The organism is Metallosphaera javensis (ex Hofmann et al. 2022) (assembly GCF_022064045.1).
In the GTDB taxonomy this organism is placed as follows: Archaea; Thermoproteota; Thermoprotei_A; order Sulfolobales; family Sulfolobaceae; genus Metallosphaera; species Metallosphaera javensis.
Genome location: NZ_JAKNCW010000004.1, coordinates 26,522 through 48,600, shown reverse-complemented (window position 1 = coordinate 48,600; position 22,079 = coordinate 26,522). Strand labels below are relative to the sequence as shown.

Here is a 22,079-nt window from a genome sequence, read left to right as displayed (position 1 = left end):
CTCAACTAAAAACACACGAAATTAAAAAAACATGATCATAAACTTTTGGCTCCCTTTAATACGGGGTAGGAGATCAGTACTATCCCTATGGACAGCAGAACTATCCACACCCAAGGCATGGCATTGTAGGTGTTGCCGGAGAAGGCCAGCGGGAACATGCTAACTACTATGATCAGTGCGCCCACTATTCCCAGCGTCCACAGACCGCTCAATCCTTTCTTTATCATGTTTTTACTGAATAAACTTGGGATATTAATATTTTCTCCATTCCACTCCAGAGCTGCTCCCACGGTTCCAATGAGTTGGCCAAGACCTACTCCCTCCAAGTTCATGTTTCTGCCCTTGACTAAGGTTAAAACTAGATTAAGGAACCAGACCAGTGTGGCTAGCTCCGCAATAACAGCACCAACAGTTGATATCACTTCTGCAGTAACTAGAGATGGAACTCTTGGATAAATCTCTGCCCTTCTCACAAGGCCCTCAAATCCCTGCAACTCATAGCCTACTATGAAGAGAACTGATCCAAGCACGTAACCTATCCAGTGAAGCCATGCCATCTTGGATGAGAACCACTGCTTTCCCGTCATCATGGGTATCATGAAGTAGAGCACTGCCATTGCGGCCGGGACAATTGAGAGCAATATCATTGCATGGAAGTGAGAGACCACCCAGTCAGTGTTGTGAACAATTGCGTCAAATGCAATGGTCGCATTGGATATACCCGTAACTCCCGCAGCTATGGCACCCGAGAAGGAGGTTACCGTAAATGCGGTTATCACGTTAAACTTGACCTGCGCACCTTTTACCGTGGCCCATAGATTGAAGAACGTTAGCATTGAGGGAACGACCACAGCATACGTGAGAACTTCCTGTAATATCTTGATAGAAACTGGAAGGTTAACCATGTACAGGTGATGGATAGGAACATTATTGGAGAATATTAGATAGAGAAGAGCGGAGATCCTACCCATTCTGTCGCTGTAGAGAGGCTTGTTAGCTAGAGTTGGTATAAGTAGATACAAGGCGCCAACTGCAGGCATCCACGCCATGTATACCACTGCATGCCCGAAAATCCAGAAGGCTATCTGGTTAGCAATAGCGTTGAGAGGCACTAGGTTGTAGAAAGCCAGTACATCCCATACGTCTGCCGCGGTCACCCCGGAATACCCTATCATGAAAAGCAGCGTATTCATGAGGAAAAATACCAGGGGGACGGGTAGTTTCTCCTTAAGCTGCTTGGATGCAATGTAGTAATGATAGACGATCCAAATGCCAGCTAGATAAGTGAAAGCATCTAGAAGAAGCCAGCCATAGAAGAAGAGAGGAGATACAACGTAGTTGGAGTAGTTAGGTATCCCCATGGGAGATATATAGTACCAGTCAGTAGCGCTGAAGTAATTGTCATTAAAAGTTGGGGCTATTACTATTGGGCCCTCCATGAACATCATGGAAATGTTGATTAGAATGAAGGAAATGTTGAGCAACCACTTGGCCCTAGGTTGGAGATTGAGAAGCTTTATGGTGAAGTAGATGAAGATAGCGTATATCACCTGCTGGGCGAACCCAAACAGGTCCCTCTCGGCATGTAGTGTTATACTCGCGAAATACTCCTGTGGGGTGAACACAAGAGTACCGCTTAACCCCCACATGGTTTCCTGGATCCTCACCATGAGAGAATCTATTACTCCCAGCAATCCCCAAATTACTCCCATGACTAGCATTGCCATAACAATCCTAGTAGTCCAATCCTTGTCTAATTGGAACAGCGAGACAACAAACTCCTTGAGTCCCATATCAATTCACAATGATAGTCATGTAGAGCTTAATTCTTATCCTTATTTTTAGTAGAACGACGGATATTGATTTTAACATAGTTTATCCCAGAATTATCTACTAATTAAATTTAGTTAATAGAGTTTGATAAACCTTAAATAGATCTCTGTTTTAGGCAATTGATTCTGGTATTGTCCAATACTTGACAGGTGTCAGACTGGAGGGGATGTAAGACTTGAATAAATGGACTCTGATACATGTTAAACCCAACAATGTGAACCGTAGCTTGACTGCAGACGTTATTTGGTAACTCTTTATCACGTCGATAATCTGTCTTGAGCAATACCGAAATTCTAACCTTGAGCTTACACATGAGAGGTTTGGTATCCTGCTGAGTGTTGGTAAAAGATATTTCTTTATCTTTATTCTAATCTAATGTGCAGATCGTGTGGTTCCCAACATCTTGTATGATATTATTTCTCGGAAGACCTGTTGAGACGCGAAGTATCATCGTGAAAGTTTTTTAATCGTGTTTCTCTTTTTACATAGTGCCGGGATCGCCTAGCCTGGTTAGGGCGGCGGCCTGCTAATCTATGCAGGTAGCCGTTGGGGGAAACCCCGCGTGGGTTCAAATCCCACTCCCGGCGCCTCTCACGTTGACATGCAACAATAATAAACCATTTTTCACTCCTGTACATGGGTGTAGTTTCATCCCAGTAGACAAATCAATTCTCTTGAAAAGGGCATTGGAGGTAGTAAATGCAGGAAATGAACAAGGCCTCACATTAAGGCTAATAGGGGGTGCAGCTGTTGCTGCTATAGCACCAGAGGGAGCTACTCTTTTCCCGAGAACGTATAAGGACGCTGATTACTTTGGTCTATCCTCGCAAAGGAAGGCTATTATTGATCTCCTCCAGAAACTGGGAATGGAGCCGGACAAGAGATTTAACGCCTTACACGGATATAATCGCCTTTTATTCTTCGACCCTGTTCTCAACACAAACGTAGACGTCTTCCTAGACGAGTTTGTAATGTGTCACAAACTGATTTTGAAGGATAGGCTTAAGCTCTATTCACCTTCCATACCCCCATCGGACCTCCTCCTGACCAAGATGCAAATCGTGAATCTCACCGAGAACGATAGAAAGGACATAGCAGCACTGCTTTATGAGTTTAAGGTGTCGAATAGGGACTATGATAAGGAATTGGACTCCAATTATATTGCTGAACTCCTGTCAGATGACTGGGGTTTCTACAAAACCTTTACAATAAACTTCGATAGAATGAGAGAGTTTCTCTCTTCCATTCCTCAAGAATATGGAAAGGTTATTCTTGATAAGCTGGAGACTATTATGAAACTAATTGAATCTCATCCTAAGTCCATGAAATGGAAACTTAGGGCAAAAGTCGGCGAAAAGGTAAAATGGTATGAGGAACCTGAAGAAGTAAAAGCTGCCGGAGGAACTGACCAGTAAGGCCATGATGTTCTCGCATAACTCTGCTGAACCCATGTCATGATTTTGCGCTCGGATCCGTTACACAGGGAGGAGTAGACTTTCCAGTTGGGGAAAGCTCACTCTCTGGTTGAGGGTATTAACTTGCCTCGCCTTCATTACTAGTAAGAACTGTGACATGAACATGCGGGGGGCGGGATTTGAACCCGCGCAGGACTGCTCCAGTAGGGCCTAAGCCTACCCCCTTTGGCCTAGCTCGGGCACCCCCGCTCAACACTCTCTTAAAACGCGCACTTTAAAAAACTAGTCTCTTATGGTCTCGAGAATCGAAACAACGTTCCAGATGGAAATCCTAGTCTGTGAAGGCATGTTTGGATCTTGACTTATTTCGTCCAGTATCGCCGTCGCATTAGCTGCCCTAACTGCCGGGCTTAATGACGGATCCTGAAGGTTTCTTATTGCGTCGCTAGCGGCTCTCCTAATGTTTCTGGGAACGCTTGTGTCATTAACCACCTTCTGAAGCAGAACTATTGCTTGCTTAATCTTCGCCTCATTGTCATAAAGGGTTGCCAACATTTTCACCCGATATACTTTTTATGTTACCAAATTTAGGTTTATGCTGAATTTAATGTCTTCGGAACAGAGCGTAAAAAGAGCAGCGGAACTTTTGAGGCAAGGCGCGACCATGTTAAGCGAGTCGTGCCCTCTATGCAACAGCCCTCTTTATAAGTTGAAGAATGGGGAGATAGTGTGCCCCGTTCACGGGAGGGTAATAATAGCTAGAGATGAAGAGGAAGAGAAAAAGCTGAAGCGTGGAATATCGCTGGATTACACGGAGCAGATCCTAGTTGACTCCATGTCCGTCGTTGTGGAGAAGTTGAAGAACGATCCCATGAACTCTGAGGTAATTGTCCAGCTGATCAGGTATCTGGACTCCTTGGAGAGGTTGAAGAGGATAAGAGATCTCGCACAAACTCAAGAGAAATAGACAGGAGTTTTTCCAAGGGAAGAGTTCCATCCAGTACCTTGAAGTTATATCTCTTGGACAGGGACAGGTAGTTCTCCCTCACCCGATCCAGCGATCTTCTCTTTTCCTCAAAATCTAGGGAGTCGCGTTTACTCCTGAGTCTCTCCAGTGCAACAGATACTGGCACGTCAAGGAGTATTGTGAGGCTCGGAAGGGGAAAGATTGAGCTAAGAGATTCAAGCCATTCCTGATCCGCCCCAACCCCCTGATATGCCAGCGTCGAGAAGAAATATCTATCGCTAATGATTAGATCAACGTTCTGCGACTCCATCCACTTCACGTGAATTCTTCTGTCCGCGGAGAATAGTAGGGCCAGGAGCACTTGGTCATTCCACTTATACTTCTCAAGAAGTTGCTTAATATCGTCAGTGAAAGGTTCTTGAGTAAGTAATACTCTGAACCTAGGGGAAAGCGATTCGGCGAGCTTGGTAGCTAACGTGGTCTTGCCAGATGCATCGATGCCCTCTATGACAACTAGTTTCATTAAATCATGTTTGCCTCCATGAATTATTTAAGAGAGGGGCCCCTCAATCCTAGGTTAATCTGCGTTCCATCCATCCCTCATCCAATGAAATAAAGCCTGGGACGAAATCATCGAAAAAGGGTACTGGCGTCCTGATGAGGAGCTCGTCGTCTACCTTCATAAGGCCTGCACCAACTATCCTTTCATTTATGATGACGGCAGTCATGAGGCCGTTGAGATAGTTATTAAGATAGCAGGAGTTTCCAGTAATCCCCAGCCTTCCTCCGAATCCGTTCACCTTTATTTCCCTAGCTTTTGTGAAATATCTCTGATAGAGCTCTCTCCTGTTGTTCCGCCTGTTGATTCTTGTCTTCCTGAACCTGATTTGAGGGGTTCTAAGCAGGATAGTTCTCTGCCTGTACTCTCTTGGGATAAGCCTCAGCGACTCAGTACCCAAGGCTATAACGTAATCTGGATCCGTGAGCTCAATTATTTTTCTCTTGTGTCCCACACCCGAGGATCTAGTCCAGCCGTCCGTGTCCACGACCAGGTTTCCAATATCCCTGATCAGCTTCAACGAAAGCTCTAAATGCAAGCCTGGGGCCCTTGATGGCGAGATATCCCCAAAGAACTCAGCCCTAGAGAAGGAGAGTGGATTTTGAAACCAGAGTTTACTTCCCTCTATCATGGAAATGAATGACGGAAGGAAAAGGCTAGACTGACCCACGTCTAGGTCAGCGTAGGCGAAATTGCCGGTTAGATTGTACAGCATCCTTGAAAAGTAGCTTTTTCCGGAATCCTGCTCTCCCACCACTATAACCCTTCCTCCCGTCGCAGAAATGAGTTCCGCGACGTTCTCCCATCCAGCGGACGGTGATACGAGTAGCGTTTCACAGTCGGACTCAATCTCAGCTCCCCTCTCACTATGGACCGTGAACGTGGTCTCTGGAATCAGGTAAATCTCCTGGCTTAGCCCAAGTATGCTGATCTCTCCTCTGTTAACTCTGACCTCACACGGGCCTCTCATGATTACGTACGTGTGCGGGGGAACCCTCATGTGGTAGACCTGAGAGCAATAACGTAAGCGGCCCTTAGGTCCTTATCCTTAATGGAAACATATGGGGTCCTGTAGTTGGTTCGGGACTCATTAACCTTCTTGGCATATGGGAAATATCTCCTGAGATATTCGTATGCGCGCCTTCCTCCGCCATTTCCCACTCCAACACCTATGTAAACCCTTCTGTGCGGATATCGCTCAATCACCCCCATGATATAACCTGGAGTTTCCTCTAGTTCCAGTTCCTCTGACTCCACAAGCTCTCCATCTGCTACCACTGCCAGAGTTAACCTGTCCTGATTGGTGTCGATGCCAATGAGTAGCTCATCAAACCTCTCCTTGTTCAGCAGTTTTAGGTAGATGGATACTACAGTATCCGAGGGATCCACAGCACTGGAAACGGGTATGTCGCCTGCCCCAGAGTCCGAGACAATCAGGGCACCTGAATCCGAGGATACGTTCACCCCTAAGCTCTTGAGCCTCTTGTACAACACGGTGAAAAGTTTAGGGTCCTCGAGCTTGAGGACTACCTTTTTATCTTTCACAAATATAGCACATATTAGTGGGATATAAACATTTATCAGTAATAGATTTCCTTTTCAATAGAGGTAGTATTATCTCAGTATTTGGCGGTTCCGGAACAGGGAAAACTGCACTGGCACTTCACGTGATCAAGGAGATAGGCGACGGGGTGTTCATCTCCACCACCGGTCATGAATACAAGGGTAGGATAAAGGGTAGATGGAGTGGCATGTTTGTGGACGTAAGCGGGGAATACGAGCTTTTCATGGCTATAATAGAGGCCGTTGAGATGGACCCAAGAGTTATCGCGATTGATGCCATAAACAGATTTTATAGGATAAACAGAAAAGTCTCTCAGTTTCTGATGACACTAAACCTGCTTAAGTTAGCCAGGGGAAGAGTGCTCATGACCTGGGAAATGTCCACCAATAACAGGGTGAGCGGACATAAGATCATGACCTTCTACTCGGATGACGTCTTCAGGACAACTGGAAGGTACATAATTGGCAACGGTAGAAGATGTAAATTCGCCATAAGGGAGAATGGGGTAATGGGATGTACCTAGTGGAGTTACTGCTGGGTTTAGTTTATTATCTCCCAGCCTTTGTGGCCAACGGATCTGGGCCCATGGTTAAAAGGGGAAGTCCGATAGACTTTGGGAAAAATTTTCTTGACGGCAGGAGGATTCTTGGAGACGGTAAGACCTTTGAGGGTTTAATAATGGGATTAACCTATGGTACCACTGTGGGCGTTGTTCTTTCCTCTTTCCTGGGTACGCACTGGATCCTGATCTCCTTCATGGAATCTCTAGGGGCCATGGTGGGGGACATGGTGGGAGCTTTCATCAAGAGAAGGATGAATATACCCCGAGGAGGAAGAGCCCTTTTCCTGGATCAACTGGACTTCATTTTTGGATCCACGATGCTGGCATATCCGGTGGGACTTTCAGTGACAGTGTACCAGTTTCTCTTGGTTATAGTTGTCGCCTTCGTGGCTCACGTCCTCACCAACATGGCAGCATTTCGATTAAGAATAAAAAGCGTGCCGTGGTAATTGTATTATGGTAAATCCGCAAAGAACTCTGTCGCAAATTCTTGAAACCTATGTAACAATAATCCTTGTAATAATCCTGATAGTTGGAATCGCAGGAGTTCTGGCCATTCCCTACTATATCTCTCCCATAACCTATTCTCAGGGAGGTCCCACCAACGGAGGATACCTGGTGCTGGGAATAATACTGGTGGGCATGTTGCTGGCCGGAACTTTCCTCCTAGAAAGAAAGCAGGTTGAACTTGGGGCCTTTACCATCATCTTCTCCGTCTTAATTCTATCCATAATAGTCTGGGAACTGTATGGCGTGTCCAGCGTTAACAACATAATACACAACATCTAGAAGAGAAAGTTATTTTAGGCAACACATCATTCTTTCGAATCATGGAAACGATTAAGGTAAAACTTTCCACGGGAAAGGAGGTCACAATAGACGAAAATGCAGTTTCAGTTCTTAACAGATACGCAAGGACCTTGCTCACCCTTGAGGGTGTAGCTAAGGAGCTTAACTTGGCTGGATGGGAGGAAGCATACGAATTAATTAAGGCAGTGCCCTCGTGGGTTCTCTGGACACCACTGGAGATATACAAGAGATCCGCCTAGGAAACTTTCTTGAAGCATTCTGTTGATGCTTCATAAATCAGGCCACTTTTCTTCATGTCCGAAATTATCTTTTCCGCGCTACTCTTCTCTATTCCTTCCCTTTCCGCTTCCTTCACTACCTCCTTAAGCTTTGCGCATCCCTTGTCGTTAGAAAGCTGTTCTATAATCTCCATTATCTTTACCATCTTCTCCCTAGCGCTCTTGGGCTTCCCGGTCATTATGGTGTCTATATCCAGGGAACCGGACTCGACGTCTATTCCCACTTTCTCAAGGAATATTCTCATGATATTGATGGCCCTCTCTGCGTCCTCCCTTGTGGCCTCTAAACGCAGAGCCATTCTGGCATAGGCCTCTGTAATCCTTATGAGTGCCTCCAATTGCCTAGGAGTAATGAGTATGGGTGAACTGGGATTTTCGCTACTTTTCCTTCTCATCTCCACGTAAAAGTCGGCCAAGAGTTGTTTTGCCTCATCATTCAACTTTGGATTAACGAACTTTCTAGCGAAGGCAATGTATTTCTTCAGGTCCTCTACAGGAATGAAGTTTCTCACTTCCTTCCCTCCATGCATATCCAAGATGTGGTTCGCCAGGTTCTGGTCCTCAGAACCGGGTTTATCCACCAAGATAAAGATGAGATCAAACCTTGAGAGGATCGTGGGCGGAAGTTCTATATTTTCCGCCACCGCCCTCTCCTGAATGTATCTCCCGAACTTCGGGTTTCCGGCAGCTATAATTGTAGCTCTAGCGTTAAGCTTAGCTAGTATTCCTGCCTTGGCAATGGATACGGTCTGTTGCTCCATTGCCTCGTGTATGGCTACCCTGTCCTCCTCCCTCATCTTATCTATTTCATCTATGACTGCTATACCTCCGTCGGCGAGGACCAGTGCACCGGCCTCCAGATAGTAATCACCCGTGTTTTTCTCTCTCACCACAGCCGCGGTTAGACCGGCCGCAGTAGCTCCCTTACCCGTGGTGTACACGGACCTAGGCGACACCCTTGCCGCAAACTGAAGAATCTGTGACTTTGCTGTACCAGGATCGCCTATGATCAATACATGTATATCCCCCCTTGTCCTTGTTCCGTCCTCCATTACCCTTGATACCCCACCAAAGAGGGCCAAGGCTATGGCCTCCTTGATTTCCCAGTGATCGTAGATAGAGGGAGCTATAGAGGATATTATGGCCTCCCTTATCCAGGGGTTTTTGGCCATATTTTCTATCTTTTTCCTATCCTCCTCGGTTATCTCCACCTCGTCCAATACCTTCTGAGAGATCTCTACGTTGATAACCTTCAGGTAAATATCAAATATGGACCTGCTTCCCTTCCTAAGGAAGGAGTCTTGTTTTATCATGAGTATTCCAGTGAACCTGACCCTATCCCCTGGCCTTGCAGAATCCACCAGATCATCCTCAAACACGGCCTCCAGCTGTCTAGGAATTTGCCCAGGTGGTACCTCCTCTGGTCTCTCCTGTATTATTACCCTTTGCCAGTCTGTCAACTCTGCCTTCTGGGGGATGATATCGAACTGGCCTGGCTTGCCACAGACAGGGCACACTGAGGGCATCTTTATGGTTTCGTCCATTTCCTCATCTTCTGGCCACCTGAACTCGGCGTTGCACTCAGGATGGGTATGCTTTAGAACAATCCTGTATGCCCGCTCCTTGATAGGGGTCTGCTTTGTGAGTATTCCCTCCACCACAACAATCTTGTTTATCTCTGAACTCCTTATCCTGCGCAGTTCCACTAGTCTTGGAACGTTTACCAGTCTAAGGTGAACTCTCTGGACCTCAGTCACGAATTGAGGATCCTGCTCCCCCAGTAACTTGAGGATCCTGTCCTCAAGAATAGGCAGAGTTGACAGGGGACTGTTTATTATTTCGGTGGCCAGTCTCTCATCGAACTGGTAGATATCATTGAAGTCAATAACTAGGCTCCTTTTCCTAAATGCCAGTATCTCATTAATCTGCTGAACATATTTCAGGTTTCCATCCTTATCCCTGGAGGTTCTGATGAACTCCTCCAGTCTTTCGCCCAAGTCAAACTGCTGAGTTTCCATCACCTTCACCTATCATGGTAAGTGAACGTCTCAAATCCTGAAATACCAAATTTTCCTCTGGGGTCATCCTGTTTATAAGGATTTGGTCAGATACGTTCAGGCTAGCCAATTGCACTATTTTCCTCATCCTTAGACGTTGCAACTCGTTAACCATGTAAGATAACCTTCTGTAGTTCTCCAGCTCGCTGGGGGAGCTACTCCCAGATAATTTTCTCAGAGTGTATTTTGCTCTGATGTAGAAATCCCATGGTATTTGAACTAGGGATCCCGGTACGGTAGCGTTCTGCTTCTCTTGATAAAGGTACTTGGATATCTCCTCTATGGTAAGGGGAATCTGGGATACATATCCTTCAGTTTCCAAGACCTCTATCAGCCAAGAGGGTAACTCTGACTGGTTTCCCTTCACCAGTTTGATCTCTTCCATTCCAAGGTCAATAGCCGTAATGTCATCTAGAACCTCCACCCTTCTCTTCCAAGTCTTGACAAGCCTTCCAAGAGCCCTGTACTTTGCAGTGATCAAGCCCACTACACTAAGATATTTTGGCGTTACATCCTTTAAAAGGAAAACAATATTTTACAAGTGTATTTTGAGCATGAGCAGAACGTGGTGTAATTCATGGAAGGATTTGACGGAATCAGACTTCTGATCACCACAGCACCCAACAAGGGGAACAGGTGCAGGACAGATATCCTGAATAGATTAATTCCCCATGACCTGGAGGTAAGAGTTGAAGAGCCCGTTAGGAACGTGTTGCTGGTATACTCCAAGTTGTCCAGCATACAGTGTTATGGGTTGGTCATGTCAGCTCCTCCCGCATGTGCCAAGAAGATCTACCCCGTGGACCTAGTGGTTAGATCGGATTACAGGGACATAATTAATTCCTCCTTGTCTGTATTACAAGATAAAAGCGGATCTCTCTACGTGGAGTGCATCCTTAGATCGGGGAACCTGGACTGCAGGACCATTGAGATGGCCGTGGGAGGATACCTGAAGGACAGGTTTAGAATTGATTCGAGAAATTTTGATATAAAGCTTACAATTAATATAATAAGACAGATCTCCGTCATTTCGCTTTTGAAGAGGGGTCAGGAGAAAGTTTCGGTCAAGTCTCTCAGCTAAAATATAAGGTATGACAGCTAATTTTAGGATTAGGTGAAAGTTACGACCAAGCTCGAGGACATAATAGAGAACAGCCTATCTGGAAGCACAATCTTCAAGCAACAGAAGGTATTATCTCCGGACCACATACCTAGCAGGCTTCCCCACAGGGAAGAGAAGATCAAGGAGTTATCCCTCGCATTCAGGGATCTCAGCACTAACATGGGATCAACGTCTGTCAGAGTTGTTGTGTCTGGGCCCACTGGCACAGGAAAGACAGTGACCACAAAGTCCTTTGGAGACGCCTTAAAGCGAAAGTTCAATGAGAGGGGATTGAGAGTGGAGTATATACACGCCAACTGTCATAGTCAGAGGACGCTGTATCTATTGACCATGGAGATAGCATCACATCTTAAGCTACCAATCCCGGTTAGGGGACTTTCCTCCCAAGAAGCGTTTAAGATAATTCACGACTATCTAGCCAAGAGAAACATTCACCTCATCCTTACCCTCGACGAGTTCGATTATTTAATAAATACCTCCTCTTACGAGGACATCTATTTCCTTGTGAGACTTTATGATGAGCTTTCCTCTCCCTCAAGACACATCAGTTACATCTTTGTCATGAGAGACGAACAGAATCTATACGCGCTGGACAGAAGTATTAGGGATCATATATTACGGAACGTAATAAGGCTGGAGCCATACAAGTCCTATGAACTGAAGGACATACTCATGGACAGGGTAAATGAGGCATTCTACCCCAACGTTGTTCCAGAGGACACCGTTGACTACATTTCCAACCTGTACGGTCACGATAAGGGAGGTAGTGGTAACGCCAGACTGGCTATTGAGGCCTTGGAAGTTGCGGGAAAGATAGCCGAAGTGAAGAACTCTCCCCTCGTTCTTGTTGAACATGCCAAGGAGGCCAATTCGAGAATAAATGTGGAGGCAGGAGAGATTCTAGACGAAATTCCGTTACTTGACCTGCATCTCCTTATCATGTTAAAAGCATTAATAAATTTGCAAAAGAGATTAAAAGTGGATTCTGTGCCAATAGGTAAACTGGAAAAAGAGTACGCTGAACTGTGCACGGAACTTGGAGAGGATCCTAGAAGGCATACTCAGATATACGAGTACGTAAGGAGAATGAAACTGATGGGAATCCTAGAAACCCAACAGAGTGGTAAAGGGATGAGGGGTAGAACCACCCTGATATCGCTATCTGTTCCCATCACTCAGGACTTTGAAGACCTCATAACCAGGAACCTGAGGATGAAACTTGATAACAGAGAGGAGCCTGTATAGGCTGAGGATACTTTCAACCCTTTTAAAGGAGGGAGAAATTCCCATTAGTCTTCTGGCTAGGGAGTCAAGGCTAAGATTTGACATAGCCAAGAGGGAAATAGCGGAGATGGAAAGGAAGGGACTGGTGGAGGTTCTGGACTCAGGGAGAGTAAAAATTGTAAAGATTAACATGACCAATAGAAAGGTTATAATATTGAGGAACCTAATTGAGGAACTTGAGGATCTTTGAAGGAGGCAATAATGGTAGATATTTCAAACAAGGAAGTGGTGTTGAGGGAGGCTGTAGCCGAGGGTTTCATTAAACTTAGGCCGGAAACACTTCAACTGGTTAGGGAAGGTAAAATAGAGAAAGGTGACGTTATCACCATTGCCAAGACAGCTGGTATTCTTGCTGCCAAGAGAACACCTGATCTACTACCACTGTGTCATCCAATACCACTTGAGAAGGTTGAAATAGAAGTCCTAGTGGAGAACGAGGGGATAAGAGTTAGAGCAAGGGTTATGGCCCATTATAAGACTGGTGTGGAGATGGAGGCCTTAACGTCAGTTTCGGTGGCCCTACTGACCATCTGGGACATGGTGAAAAAGTATGAGAAGGATGAAAGAGGACAGTACCCATCCACCGCTATCACCGACGTGAAAGTGGTCAGCAAACTCAAGATTTCCTAGACCTCGACCTAGAAGTGGATCTAGACCTAGTGGTTCCTTCAGAGGATTGCGTGCTGGTTCTGGTTTCCCTAGTTATACCTTCCTCGACCTTTGAGGATGAGATAAACTCCATCTCCTCTGGAGTGAGTTCCAGGTACTTTGCCATCTCATCTGAGCTCCTTGATGCCGTGATAAGAAAGAATGGGAATACGTCGTTGTAAATCTTCGCTGACGATGAATGGAGATGGTATCCTATCTTCTTTATTATTTGGTCCCTAACGTCCCTTGTCCTTTTAGATTTGTAAAGTTGCTGTACAAGGGTGGGAAACTGATACTTTTTCCACTTGGCCTTCCAGGAGGGGCTCTTCTTTTCCACCTCGGCCATTGCGACCCCAGGACCCATGAGATCGAAGGTGTAACTTAACATATCCCAGCTGGAGAGCCTTGCCCTAGTGAGGAAGATCGATGCCCTAGCCAGGGCGTCGTAAGCCCTCCATATATCATTTAACATCTCGTATTGCACAGGTATATTCTCGGATAACCACCTCATCAGAAGATCATATTCCACCTGGGAGTTAGATACAGCTTGCTTGGCCTGCCAGCCGTACCTCGCCCAGAAAACGCTTCTAACTGTCTCAAAGGGATCCAGTTCCCTCTCCTTTCTCCTTACAAGCTCGCTTACCAGCTTCTCGGTAACCTCACCATATCCCTCAGCAATGGATTGAAGAAAATTAATTGCATACCTCGAGTCGCCATCCGACGCCTCGATGATCTCATCCAGCGCGGAGTCCTCACACTTGATCTTCTCTCCCGTACAGATCTTCTTGAGTAATCTCCTCATGGCTATCTTTCCAAGTTTTTTTACCTCCACCATCTTCACAGCATTTCTCAGGTCGCGCAAATTCGGGTTCCATGGATCGTTGGCAGCCATCAATATGGGATACTTTGTGTTTCTAAGTATCTCGAGAATTGCAGAGATAGCTCCAAAATCCTGCTTTGGTTGAATTCCATCAACCTCATCCAGAAAGATTAACTTTCCCCTTATTCCAAAAAGGGAACCACTGACCGAGGCCCGCTCTACTATTGATCTCAACGAACTGAGATTCCTAGTATCGCTGGCATTGGTCTCAACCAGCTCCAGCTTATAGGTATTGGCTAGGGCAATGGCCATGGAAGTTTTCCCAGTACCAGGTGGTCCATACAGCATTACCGCAGTGGATGAGGGAGATCCCTTCAGCCAGGAATCTATCCAGGACCTTAATTCCTCCTTTACGTCCTCTTGATTTTCCACGTCGTCTAGGGTCCTTGGCCTATACTTGACCACCCAAGGAACAGTCATTTCTTCTCGCCTAAGTACTTCTGGCCAAGGAGGGCAAGTTTGGCTAGCATAGCTGAGAGCTGAATTTCGTCATCTGCTCCCTCGATTATCCTGAACTCGACCTCTCCTATATAATCCGTCAGTAGAACCCTGAGCTCTTCCGGTATCTGATACTCGTTGGAGAATATATCCCTGTGTACCTGTTTGACAATATCCTCACCAGATAAACCATAATTGATTATCAAGGAAAGAAGCTTGGAACGGGCATCCATGAATCTACCCTGAAGCGCGGACTTCACCATCTCCCTAACTTCCTTGGGCTGGGCCAGTCCCAGTACCTTGAATACCGACTCCTGCGTTACCTTACCGTATGCCGAGGCAGCCTGAAGTACGTTGATGGCTTTTCTCATGTCCCCGTTTGTAACGTCGTATATTACGTCAAGTGCCTTTGGATCGTACTGTACCCCTTCCTTCTTCAATATGAAATCTAGCCTTGATATCACGTCCTCCTTTTTGAGAGGATAGAACCTAAAGAGGGCAGTACGTGACTGAATAGGATCAATGATTTTACTTAAGTAATTGCAAGCTAGAATAAATCTTGTGGTCTCTGTGTAAAGTTCCATGGTTCTCCTCAATGCCTGCTGGGCATCAGCCGTCATATTGTCAGCCTCGTCCAAGAGTACCGTTTTGAATGGAACGTTTCCCGGGGTGACGGTTCTCGCAAATTCCTTTACCTTGTTCCTGATCACATCTATACCCCTTTCATCGCTGGCGTTCAGTTCGAGGAGATACTGCTCATAGTTTTCGCCATACAGATCGTGAACCAGTGCCAAAGCTGAGGTAGTCTTTCCTGTTCCAGGCGGTCCAGCAAAGAGCAGATGTGGCATATTCTTCTCCTTGACGAAATGCTTCAGGCGCTCCACAATGTCCCTTTGGTTCACAATATCATCCAGACTTCTCGGCCTGTATTTCTCGGCCCATAATATTTCATCCATCATTATCAGTTGTAAAATAGGAAGATCATATATTAAAAAACCGGTCTTCCTGTTCAGCTCTATCTACTGTCAATCCCTCTTGTATTTACCCATCAAGTTACCTACAGCTATGACATGTCCCTCCATAGCGTCCCTTAGATCCTCCGCAGATACCCGCTTGAGTGCCCTGAGCGAGAGCTCAGTGTTGAGAGCGTAAACATTGAAATAATATCTGTGATATCCATGACCCTTTGGAGGACACGGACCGTTGTAGCCAATCCTTCCAAAGTCGTTAACACCCTGCAGACCGTATTGAGTCTTCTCCCTCTTCTCTATTCCCTCTGGAAGCTCGTTATTCTTCACGTCGTAAATTACCCAATGAATAAAGGTACCTCCAGGTGCGTCTGGATCCTCAACTATTATGGCGTAAGTGACGGCACCGGGAACTTTCTCCCATTTAAGAGGAGGAGATACGTCCTTTCCTTCACATGTATACTGGGAGGGAATTACTTCCTCATTCTTGAATACCGAACTAACAAGCATGAAATAAAGTAAACATTAATGTATAAAATCTTTACATGGCTTCCTTCCTGTTAGGATATATCTCCTTCTCCACATGTCCATCCTTTGTTATCTTCGTCACAATTACGCCTGTGCCCGTAAAGGAGTCCCTCTTTATAGCGGACATAACGGCCCTGGCTGCTAAGTCCATTGCTTGATCTCCCGTCAGATCGGGGCTGTAACCATCTTCTAGAACACCCATGGCAACTGGAGAACCAGAGCCAGTTGCTACGTAGGTTTCCTCGGTCATGTCCCCTAGATAGTCAAGATTGAACAGTCTAGGTTGCGTGTCATATCCTCCCATTAGTATCTGAACTAAGTATGGAAAGTATTTGTTCTGGGATAGAATGTTCGTGAGGTACGTAGCTAGAGCCTTAACGGTGACCGGTCTATTCCCTGAAATGAAGTTATAGTGGTAGATATTCTTCATGTAATTATAGATGAATTGAAGATCGGCCACGCTACCAGCTGTGGTCATACCAATACGATCGTCTATATATACTATCTTCCTTACCATCTTATTTGCAACGAAGAACCCTGCGCTGGCTCTCCTATCTGCAGCAAGAATTACAGCGTCTTTGACCACCAGACCTACAGTAGTGGTACCTTTAAGAATCTTGATCTTATCCCTCGAAGGTCTATTCTCAAACTCTCCGAAACCTTCCATTTTACTCGACATCTATTTTATAGCCCTCGTATTTGAAACTTTGTTTAACCAAGGAAAGATAATGAGTGCGGAGAAACGACTAGGTTGAACCACTTATTTTATACATGCGTAAGCTCATCTTCTCTAACATGATTAAAATCAGCCAATTATATAGATAAAACGAAGAAAAGTTTTAAGTGTAATAGTATTATCAATTACAGGTATGGAGAGCTTAACAGGGACAAGACGGAAAATATACTACTATCTGGTGAAGCAGAAGGATCCGGTTCCCCTTAGGAAGATTCAGAGAGAACTGAAGCTGAGCTCTCCTTCACTTGTTCTGTACCATTTGAAGAAACTCGAGGAGAATGGCTTAGTTAAGGAAACTGATGACGGATATGTGGTCACCAAGTTAGTACTAGGTGATTTCGTAAAATTGATGAATGTCCTTATTCCTAGGTCAGCGTTTATGGCTTCATTTCTTATCGCATCCTTGATATTGCTCTGGGTAATCAACATGATAAACCCCTATTCTGTTACACTTTTCTCCTCCATTGTTATAGCAATACCAGCAAGCATTTTTATTGTGGATGTAGTGAGAAAGTACAACGAAATAAGATAACCTTTCTAGCCTTCTTTCAATATCTGACTAGATAGTAATATAGAATGGACATAGAAAGAGCATCTATGATTGACATTGTAAGTGAAGGATAGACATAAAGAGGATCCTTATCGTGACTCCACATAAAGAATGAGAGGGAATATGTAACCCCTTGAGCGATGAAAAGTACTGCCAATACAGTCAATATTGCAGATAGCTTACCTCCAAAACTCGTTCTAAGGCGATTGAACTCAAGTAGGGTAAGAATAGAAAGTAGGGCCGCAAATATTGAAAGACCAATAGTGACGTACCAAACCTCAAACATCTACCTGTCTATTTCTACTCACTCCCTAATCCGATAATAAGCATTTGCCCAAATCGTTCTTTCTTAACTTTTCAGTATTTTTACTAGTCAATATACTAATTTTGAAGACTGGTTCTGCTCATGGAGGTGAGATTCTTGACCTTCAATCGTTTACTGTAAGCTACCCCGCCATAAAGGGTGGAGCTTCCTGCTTCATGGATTAGGCTTGCCATGGCAAGCCTCATCTCCACAGGCTCAACGGATGGCTTCCACCCTGCCCTCCTGAGGAGGTTGAGGGAGGCATTGAGATCGCGGTAAAGAACGCTAGGCCCCATTTTAAATCTGTTTTGTTCGGCGTTCGTTCATCTCCGCCGCAAACGGCGAGGTTTTCAAATCTTTATAAAGACCACAATATTCCATAGCGTCGCCAAACTTGCATAAATTCGTTCCATGGCTTCGTGACTCGGCATCGAATTCCTTGAAACTTAAAATTTACCGACATGGCCACATTATGCACTATTCTAACAATAAAACAAGAATTTCTGGGAACATTATCATTTCCAGAAGTGTTTAAACTATTTAAACTTGAAATGTATGATAGTACTGATGGAGAAGAGGATAAAAGTAGTAGTAGCCAAACTTGGGCTCGATGGTCATGATAGGGGTGCTAAAGTAATTGCTAGGGCCCTTAAGGATGCAGGAATGGAGGTTGTATATACAGGTCTCAGGCAGACACCTGAGCAGATAGTTAGGACAGCCATTCAGGAGGATGCTGATGTAATTGGAATTAGCATATTGAGTGGGGCACATCTGGAACTGATGCCGAAGATCGTTGAGGCCATGAGAAGGGCAGGCCTAGATGACGTAGGTCTCGTGCTGGGAGGAGTTATCCCGCCTGAGGACATTCCTAAGCTAAAGGCCATGGGGGTGGACGAAGTATTTTTACCTGGAACTAGTTTGAAAGAAATCGCACAAAAGGTCTCAAAACTTGCCTCAACTAAGAGAGGTATAAAGGTTGAAGGATGAGCTCCTGAATAGGGCGTTAAATGGAGACGAGCTGGCTATATCGAAAGTTTTGACTAACATAGAATACGCTACAGAAAAGGGGCTCAATTACCTGAGTGAATTGGCTAAACTTTCAGGTAAAGCACACACTGTGGGGATTACTGGTATACCCGGTGCAGGTAAAAGTACGCTAATTTCCAGTCTAATTGAAAGCTATACTGCATCAGGGCACAGGGTTGGCGTGATAATGATAGACCCCTCCAGTCCAATATCCATGGGATCGTTCATGGGCAACAGGATAAGAATGCAGGACAAGAGCCTTCTAAAGAACGTGTTCATCCGTAGTATTGCATCAAGGGGACATCTGGGAGGGTTCTCGTCAGAGGCAATAATGTTAACTGAGGCCCTGGATGGGCTAGGATATGACAGGATAATTGTGGAGACTGTAGGAGCTGGACAGACTGATACAGACGTGATGTCCGTGACTCACTCAGTAGTGGTACTCGTTATACCAGGCACAGGAGATGAGATCCAGGCTCTCAAGGCAGGTATAATGGAGATTGGAGACATCTACACCATAAATAAGGCTGACAAACCGGAGGCCGATGCGGTATATGATGCGGTTAAATTCGTTATAGATAGTGGGGAAATGCTGTTCAGGGACGAATGGAAGCCCAGAATTCTAAAGGTAAGCGCACTGAAAAAGACGGGGATAAATGAACTAGTTAATACCCTTGAGGAACATGCGGAGTTTCTAAGGCAGAGAGGTCTGTTTGATCAAAGGGTTAAGAACAGAAGGACCAAGATGGTTGAGCTCTTATTGAGAAGGCGACTTTACGATGTGACCTCCAAGGTCATTGAGAACAACAGCGAAACAATTAACGAGCTGGTTAAGGAAGGTTACATCAATGAACTACTCACCAAGCTATATCACGAAGTGAAGGAGAAACTTTAGTTAGGGCACTCCAAATATTTTGAGGTTTAAACCTAGTAACGTTAATTCTACTCGAAACTCATTTCGGTAACATTCCTCTTCTTTTCATTTCCCTAACAGTTAATTCCCCGATTCTACTCAAGCCATAATATTTGTGATGAGTTCTTGTCTCTTTTTTTGGTTTAGATTTTCTGTCTCCAAATTTAATAATTTTGGCATTAACCTCTTCCAATAATCCCATTTTAACCAGTTGTTCAAGTTTCGAATTAACCTCCTCCAGGTCCTTTTTTGTGAGCTTAGCGTAAGTTAATGCGTGATCAGCATTCAATTCCTCTGCAAGTCTGACAATATTCAGTCCCAGCTCATCTCCCTGAAGGTATTCAATGTAGGCATTTATCAGATCCTTTTCCTCAAGATACCTGAGAAGATGGTCCCCTGTTCTGGTTAATGAATAGTAAGTATGGTGCTTGTGCACCTCTGAGCTCAATTTGAACTTTGCTTCGGTGTTCTTCAGGGTTGCACCTTTTACCCTCTCTATTAAACCTAAGCTTTCTAACTTGTCGAGTATGAGAATTACTTCCTCAATGGGGATCTTTGTATTCAGCATAATGGACTTGCCGTAGTCCACATTTGCCTTCCTTAGATGTTGTAAAACCGTCAGGTATCGCTTGTCTTCAATGAGCTTTTTAAGATAGTCCTTCAGTTCTGGTTCCATTTCAGGTCATTCAGAAACTTCACTAGGGTTTCATTGAACTTCTTCGGATCGTCCAAATAACATGCGTGCTGATTCCCAATGATCTCCAGCCTAGCACTCTTCACACTGCTCATTATTTTCTTGGCATTTTCCATGGGAGATACGGTGTCCCTCGATCCCCAGATCAGGAGTACTGGTTTACCGTTCAACTTTTCCAAATCCTTTTCCAAATCATCAACGCCTACTGGACCAATGAGTACTAATCCTGAAAACTTCCCATGATTAACAGCATACCTCAGAACCGCATTGCCTCCCATGGATGGACCAAGAAGCACTGGTTCTCTCAAACCCATTGAGTCCAGAAAGTCTCCTATGAACTCCCCTAGATCACCCCATTTACCTCTCTCAGACTTTCCGTACCCCGGAAAATCTACCGCAATTCCTGATATACCAGACTCCTTAAGCTGTGACAGCGTGCCCACCTGATTCCACGTTTCAGCGTTAAACCTAGCGCCGTGAAACATGACTATTCTAGGACTTTCCGATATATCATTGTCAATGTAGTGAATTTTAATACCCTTGACTCTAACGAAGCCGTCGGTCATATAGTAATATAGCAGATTGGAAGCTTTAAAGTTTTTGAACTTTATCTTAAAAAATAATAAGTTTAACTATATTAAATAGAAATTTTGTTCAGATTTATTGAAATAAAGTTTTTTAAGTGACACGACAAAACGGTAAAAGATCTGAAATGACAAAGGTCCTAGTTTTAGGAGGAAGATTCGGCGGATTAACTGCCGCCTATAACGCGAAGAGATTGTTGGGAAGCAAGGCTGAAGTGAAGTTAATGAACCAGGACAGATTCACCTATTTCAGGCCAGCTCTACCCCACGTAGCTATAGGTGTGAGGGATGTAGAGGAGCTCAGAATTGATTTAGCCAGTGCAATGCCAGAGAAGGGGATATCATTTTCTCAGGGGAAGGTAGAGAAGATAGATGCAGAGTCTAGGATAGTCTACTACAAGAAACCAGACGGTGGAATGGGAGAGGAAGAGTACGATTACCTTATGGTGGGAATAGGAGCTCATCTAGGAACGGAGCTCATCAAGGGATGGGATCAGTTCGGGTATAGTGTGTGCGAGCCTGAGTTCGCCGTCAAGTTAAGGGACAGACTGAAGGACTTCAAGGGAGGTCACATAACCATTGGGTCGGGTCCCTTCTACCAAGGAAAGAACCCTAAACCGAAGGTTCCAGAGAACTTTGTGCCTCAGGCAGACTCTGCGTGTGAGGGTCCTGTATTCGAAATGTCTCTCATGCTTCACGGATACTTCACAAGAAAGGGAATGTGGGACAAGGTGAAAATAACAGTATATTCTCCTGGAGAGTATCTTTCAGACCTTTCTCCTGCATCAAGAAAGGCAGTTGCTGAGATTTATAAGGGGCTGGGAATAGAGCTAGTGCACAACTTCAGGCTTAAGGAGTTAAGAGAAAAGGAGATAGTGGATGAGAAGGGTAATAAGCTGGAGTCAGACCTGAGTATATTACTTCCCCCATATACAGGGAATCCTGCACTAAAGGCCTCGACGAAAGACCTGGTAGACGATGGTGGATTTATTCCAACCGACCTGAACATGCAATCCATAAAGTACGATAACATCTATGCTGTGGGTGACTCTAACGCCTTGACTGTGCCCAAGCTGGGATACTTAGCAGTCCAAACTGGTAGAATTGCTGCCCAGCATCTAGCCAACAGACTAGGCATACATACGAAGGTGGAGTCCTATTATCCGACCATAGTGTGCGTAGCCGATAACCCGCTTGAAGGGTATGCCGTCTCTGTGAAGGACGATACCTGGTACGGCGGTCAGGTTTCCGTGGCCCAACCTGCGGCAGTAAACCACCTAAAGAAGGAGTTGTTCACCAAGTACTTCATGTGGACTAAGGGTGATATGGTCCTAGAGAAGTTCCTAGGAAGCTGGTGA

The 22,079-nt window shown here is 45.0% G+C and carries 28 protein-coding genes and 2 tRNA genes; 15 read left to right on the top strand and 15 right to left on the bottom strand.

The genetic code is table 11. The features are described from left to right. Positions 1-35: 35 nt before the first annotated feature. The gene (locus tag L3N51_RS04355) at positions 36-1,793 is read right to left on the bottom strand and encodes a cbb3-type cytochrome c oxidase subunit I (protein ID WP_238025708.1); all 1,758 of its coding nucleotides are present in this window, start codon (positions 1,791-1,793) and stop codon (positions 36-38) included. A 530-nt stretch (positions 1,794-2,323) separates the two neighbouring features. On the opposite strand from L3N51_RS04355, the gene L3N51_RS04350 reads away from it, so the two are divergent. Together L3N51_RS04350 and L3N51_RS04345 are read left to right on the top strand one after the other, a co-directional pair. Beyond that, positions 2,324-2,420 (top strand) — tRNA-Ser (locus tag L3N51_RS04350). A 63-nt stretch (positions 2,421-2,483) separates the two neighbouring features. Beyond that, complete coding sequence (locus L3N51_RS04345) at positions 2,484-3,248, top strand: hypothetical protein (protein ID WP_425598009.1); 765 nt, start codon at positions 2,484-2,486, stop codon at positions 3,246-3,248. A 164-nt stretch (positions 3,249-3,412) separates the two neighbouring features. Here L3N51_RS04345 and L3N51_RS04340 read toward each other — a convergent pair. Beyond that, positions 3,413-3,497, bottom strand: a tRNA-Leu gene (locus tag L3N51_RS04340). Between the two features lie 33 nt (positions 3,498-3,530). Beyond that, positions 3,531-3,800 carry a UPF0147 family protein gene (locus L3N51_RS04335; protein WP_012021961.1) on the bottom strand — a complete coding sequence of 90 codons (270 nt, stop codon included), beginning with the start codon at positions 3,798-3,800 and terminating at the stop codon, positions 3,531-3,533. 55 nt (positions 3,801-3,855) lie between these two features. Between L3N51_RS04335 and L3N51_RS04330 the strand changes: the two genes are divergently transcribed. Continuing rightward, a complete protein-coding gene (locus L3N51_RS04330) occupies positions 3,856-4,215 on the top strand; it encodes an Sjogren's syndrome/scleroderma autoantigen 1 family protein (protein ID WP_238025707.1) in 360 nt (119 codons plus the stop codon). On the opposite strand, the gene tmk is transcribed toward L3N51_RS04330, so the two are convergent. The 3 genes from tmk to L3N51_RS04315 are packed head-to-tail and all read right to left on the bottom strand — an operon-like array spanning position 4,148 to position 6,319. Continuing rightward, positions 4,148-4,738, bottom strand: coding sequence for a dTMP kinase (gene tmk / locus L3N51_RS04325; protein WP_238025706.1), 591 nt, complete (start codon positions 4,736-4,738; stop codon positions 4,148-4,150). The two genes, L3N51_RS04330 and tmk, sit on opposite strands and share 68 nt — an antisense overlap. A 49-nt stretch (positions 4,739-4,787) precedes the next feature. After that, a complete protein-coding gene (locus L3N51_RS04320) occupies positions 4,788-5,774 on the bottom strand; it encodes a Clp1/GlmU family protein (RefSeq protein WP_238025705.1) in 987 nt (328 codons plus the stop codon). Next, a complete protein-coding gene (locus L3N51_RS04315; protein WP_238025704.1) occupies positions 5,771-6,319 on the bottom strand; it encodes a hypothetical protein in 549 nt (182 codons plus the stop codon). Before L3N51_RS04315 ends, L3N51_RS04320 begins: the two co-directional genes overlap by 4 nt. A 17-nt stretch (positions 6,320-6,336) precedes the next feature. Here L3N51_RS04315 and L3N51_RS04310 point away from each other — a divergent pair, with 17 nt between their 5' ends. Genes L3N51_RS04310 through L3N51_RS04295 form a run of 4 tightly spaced genes read left to right on the top strand, consistent with a single transcriptional unit; the run spans position 6,337 to position 7,949 of the window. Continuing rightward, positions 6,337-6,861, top strand: a complete 525-nt coding sequence (locus tag L3N51_RS04310) for an AAA family ATPase (protein ID WP_238025703.1) — start codon at positions 6,337-6,339, stop codon at positions 6,859-6,861. Next, positions 6,852-7,349, top strand: a complete 498-nt coding sequence (locus L3N51_RS04305; protein ID WP_238025701.1) for a CDP-2,3-bis-(O-geranylgeranyl)-sn-glycerol synthase — start codon at positions 6,852-6,854, stop codon at positions 7,347-7,349. The genes L3N51_RS04310 and L3N51_RS04305 overlap by 10 nt, the downstream gene beginning before the upstream one ends. A gap of 7 nt (positions 7,350-7,356) precedes the next feature. Further along, the gene (locus tag L3N51_RS04300; RefSeq protein WP_238025700.1) at positions 7,357-7,689 is read left to right on the top strand and encodes a hypothetical protein; all 333 of its coding nucleotides are present in this window, start codon (positions 7,357-7,359) and stop codon (positions 7,687-7,689) included. Positions 7,690-7,730: 41 nt separating this feature from the next. Continuing rightward, on the top strand, positions 7,731-7,949 hold the full coding sequence (locus tag L3N51_RS04295; RefSeq protein WP_238025698.1) for a hypothetical protein: 219 nt from the start codon (positions 7,731-7,733) through the stop codon (positions 7,947-7,949). On the opposite strand, the gene mcm is transcribed toward L3N51_RS04295, so the two are convergent. Both mcm and L3N51_RS04285 read right to left on the bottom strand, forming a co-directional pair. After that, positions 7,946-10,006: a minichromosome maintenance protein MCM gene (gene mcm / locus L3N51_RS04290; protein ID WP_238025696.1), complete on the bottom strand. Its 2,061-nt coding sequence runs from the start codon at positions 10,004-10,006 to the stop codon at positions 7,946-7,948. The genes L3N51_RS04295 and mcm overlap by 4 nt on opposite strands. After that, complete coding sequence (locus L3N51_RS04285; protein ID WP_255776128.1) at positions 9,987-10,526, bottom strand: DNA replication complex GINS family protein; 540 nt, start codon at positions 10,524-10,526, stop codon at positions 9,987-9,989. The genes mcm and L3N51_RS04285 overlap by 20 nt, the downstream gene beginning before the upstream one ends. A gap of 96 nt (positions 10,527-10,622) precedes the next feature. On the opposite strand from L3N51_RS04285, the gene L3N51_RS04280 reads away from it, so the two are divergent. Genes L3N51_RS04280 through moaC form a run of 4 tightly spaced genes read left to right on the top strand, consistent with a single transcriptional unit; the run spans position 10,623 to position 13,082 of the window. Next, positions 10,623-11,126, top strand: coding sequence for a THUMP domain-containing protein (locus tag L3N51_RS04280; RefSeq protein WP_238025694.1), 504 nt, complete (start codon positions 10,623-10,625; stop codon positions 11,124-11,126). Between the two features lie 33 nt (positions 11,127-11,159). After that, positions 11,160-12,413: an ORC1-type DNA replication protein gene (locus L3N51_RS04275; protein WP_238025693.1), complete on the top strand. Its 1,254-nt coding sequence runs from the start codon at positions 11,160-11,162 to the stop codon at positions 12,411-12,413. After that, positions 12,388-12,642, top strand: coding sequence for a hypothetical protein (locus L3N51_RS04270; protein ID WP_238025692.1), 255 nt, complete (start codon positions 12,388-12,390; stop codon positions 12,640-12,642). The genes L3N51_RS04275 and L3N51_RS04270 overlap by 26 nt, the downstream gene beginning before the upstream one ends. An 11-nt stretch (positions 12,643-12,653) precedes the next feature. Continuing rightward, positions 12,654-13,082 carry a cyclic pyranopterin monophosphate synthase MoaC gene (gene moaC / locus L3N51_RS04265; RefSeq protein ID WP_238025691.1) on the top strand — a complete coding sequence of 143 codons (429 nt, stop codon included), beginning with the start codon at positions 12,654-12,656 and terminating at the stop codon, positions 13,080-13,082. Here moaC and L3N51_RS04260 read toward each other — a convergent pair. The 4 genes from L3N51_RS04260 to psmB all read right to left on the bottom strand — a co-directional run bounded on the left by L3N51_RS04260 (position 13,069) and on the right by psmB (position 16,581). Continuing rightward, the gene (locus L3N51_RS04260) at positions 13,069-14,400 is read right to left on the bottom strand and encodes a replication factor C large subunit (RefSeq protein ID WP_238025690.1); all 1,332 of its coding nucleotides are present in this window, start codon (positions 14,398-14,400) and stop codon (positions 13,069-13,071) included. The two genes, moaC and L3N51_RS04260, sit on opposite strands and share 14 nt — an antisense overlap. Continuing rightward, on the bottom strand, positions 14,397-15,377 hold the full coding sequence (locus tag L3N51_RS04255) for a replication factor C small subunit (protein WP_238025689.1): 981 nt from the start codon (positions 15,375-15,377) through the stop codon (positions 14,397-14,399). The genes L3N51_RS04260 and L3N51_RS04255 overlap by 4 nt, the downstream gene beginning before the upstream one ends. Positions 15,378-15,443: 66 nt before the next feature. Next, entirely contained in the window at positions 15,444-15,896 is a 453-nt protein-coding gene (locus tag L3N51_RS04250) for a YbhB/YbcL family Raf kinase inhibitor-like protein (RefSeq protein WP_238025688.1), read from the bottom strand. A 31-nt stretch (positions 15,897-15,927) separates the two neighbouring features. Continuing rightward, on the bottom strand, positions 15,928-16,581 hold the full coding sequence (gene psmB / locus L3N51_RS04245) for an archaeal proteasome endopeptidase complex subunit beta (RefSeq protein WP_238025872.1): 654 nt from the start codon (positions 16,579-16,581) through the stop codon (positions 15,928-15,930). A 202-nt stretch (positions 16,582-16,783) separates the two neighbouring features. On the opposite strand from psmB, the gene L3N51_RS04240 reads away from it, so the two are divergent. Beyond that, positions 16,784-17,182 carry a winged helix-turn-helix domain-containing protein gene (locus L3N51_RS04240; RefSeq protein WP_238025687.1) on the top strand — a complete coding sequence of 133 codons (399 nt, stop codon included), beginning with the start codon at positions 16,784-16,786 and terminating at the stop codon, positions 17,180-17,182. A 399-nt stretch (positions 17,183-17,581) separates the two neighbouring features. Here L3N51_RS04240 and L3N51_RS04235 read toward each other — a convergent pair whose 3' ends face one another. Further along, on the bottom strand, positions 17,582-17,800 hold the full coding sequence (locus L3N51_RS04235) for a hypothetical protein (RefSeq protein WP_238025686.1): 219 nt from the start codon (positions 17,798-17,800) through the stop codon (positions 17,582-17,584). Between the two features lie 271 nt (positions 17,801-18,071). On the opposite strand from L3N51_RS04235, the gene L3N51_RS04230 reads away from it, so the two are divergent. Continuing rightward, complete coding sequence (locus tag L3N51_RS04230) at positions 18,072-18,491, top strand: cobalamin B12-binding domain-containing protein (protein ID WP_255776126.1); 420 nt, start codon at positions 18,072-18,074, stop codon at positions 18,489-18,491. Beyond that, positions 18,481-19,425 carry a methylmalonyl Co-A mutase-associated GTPase MeaB gene (meaB, locus tag L3N51_RS04225; protein WP_238025685.1) on the top strand — a complete coding sequence of 315 codons (945 nt, stop codon included), beginning with the start codon at positions 18,481-18,483 and terminating at the stop codon, positions 19,423-19,425. Before L3N51_RS04230 ends, meaB begins: the two co-directional genes overlap by 11 nt. A gap of 58 nt (positions 19,426-19,483) precedes the next feature. Here meaB and L3N51_RS04220 read toward each other — a convergent pair whose 3' ends face one another. Further along, entirely contained in the window at positions 19,484-20,119 is a 636-nt protein-coding gene (locus tag L3N51_RS04220) for a DUF2250 domain-containing protein (RefSeq protein WP_238025684.1), read from the bottom strand. Further along, positions 20,104-20,703: an alpha/beta fold hydrolase gene (locus L3N51_RS04215; RefSeq protein ID WP_238025683.1), complete on the bottom strand. Its 600-nt coding sequence runs from the start codon at positions 20,701-20,703 to the stop codon at positions 20,104-20,106. The genes L3N51_RS04220 and L3N51_RS04215 overlap by 16 nt, the downstream gene beginning before the upstream one ends. Before the next feature lie 146 nt (positions 20,704-20,849). Here L3N51_RS04215 and L3N51_RS04210 point away from each other — a divergent pair, with 146 nt between their 5' ends. Beyond that, on the top strand, positions 20,850-22,079 hold the full coding sequence (locus L3N51_RS04210) for an NAD(P)/FAD-dependent oxidoreductase (protein WP_238025681.1): 1,230 nt from the start codon (positions 20,850-20,852) through the stop codon (positions 22,077-22,079).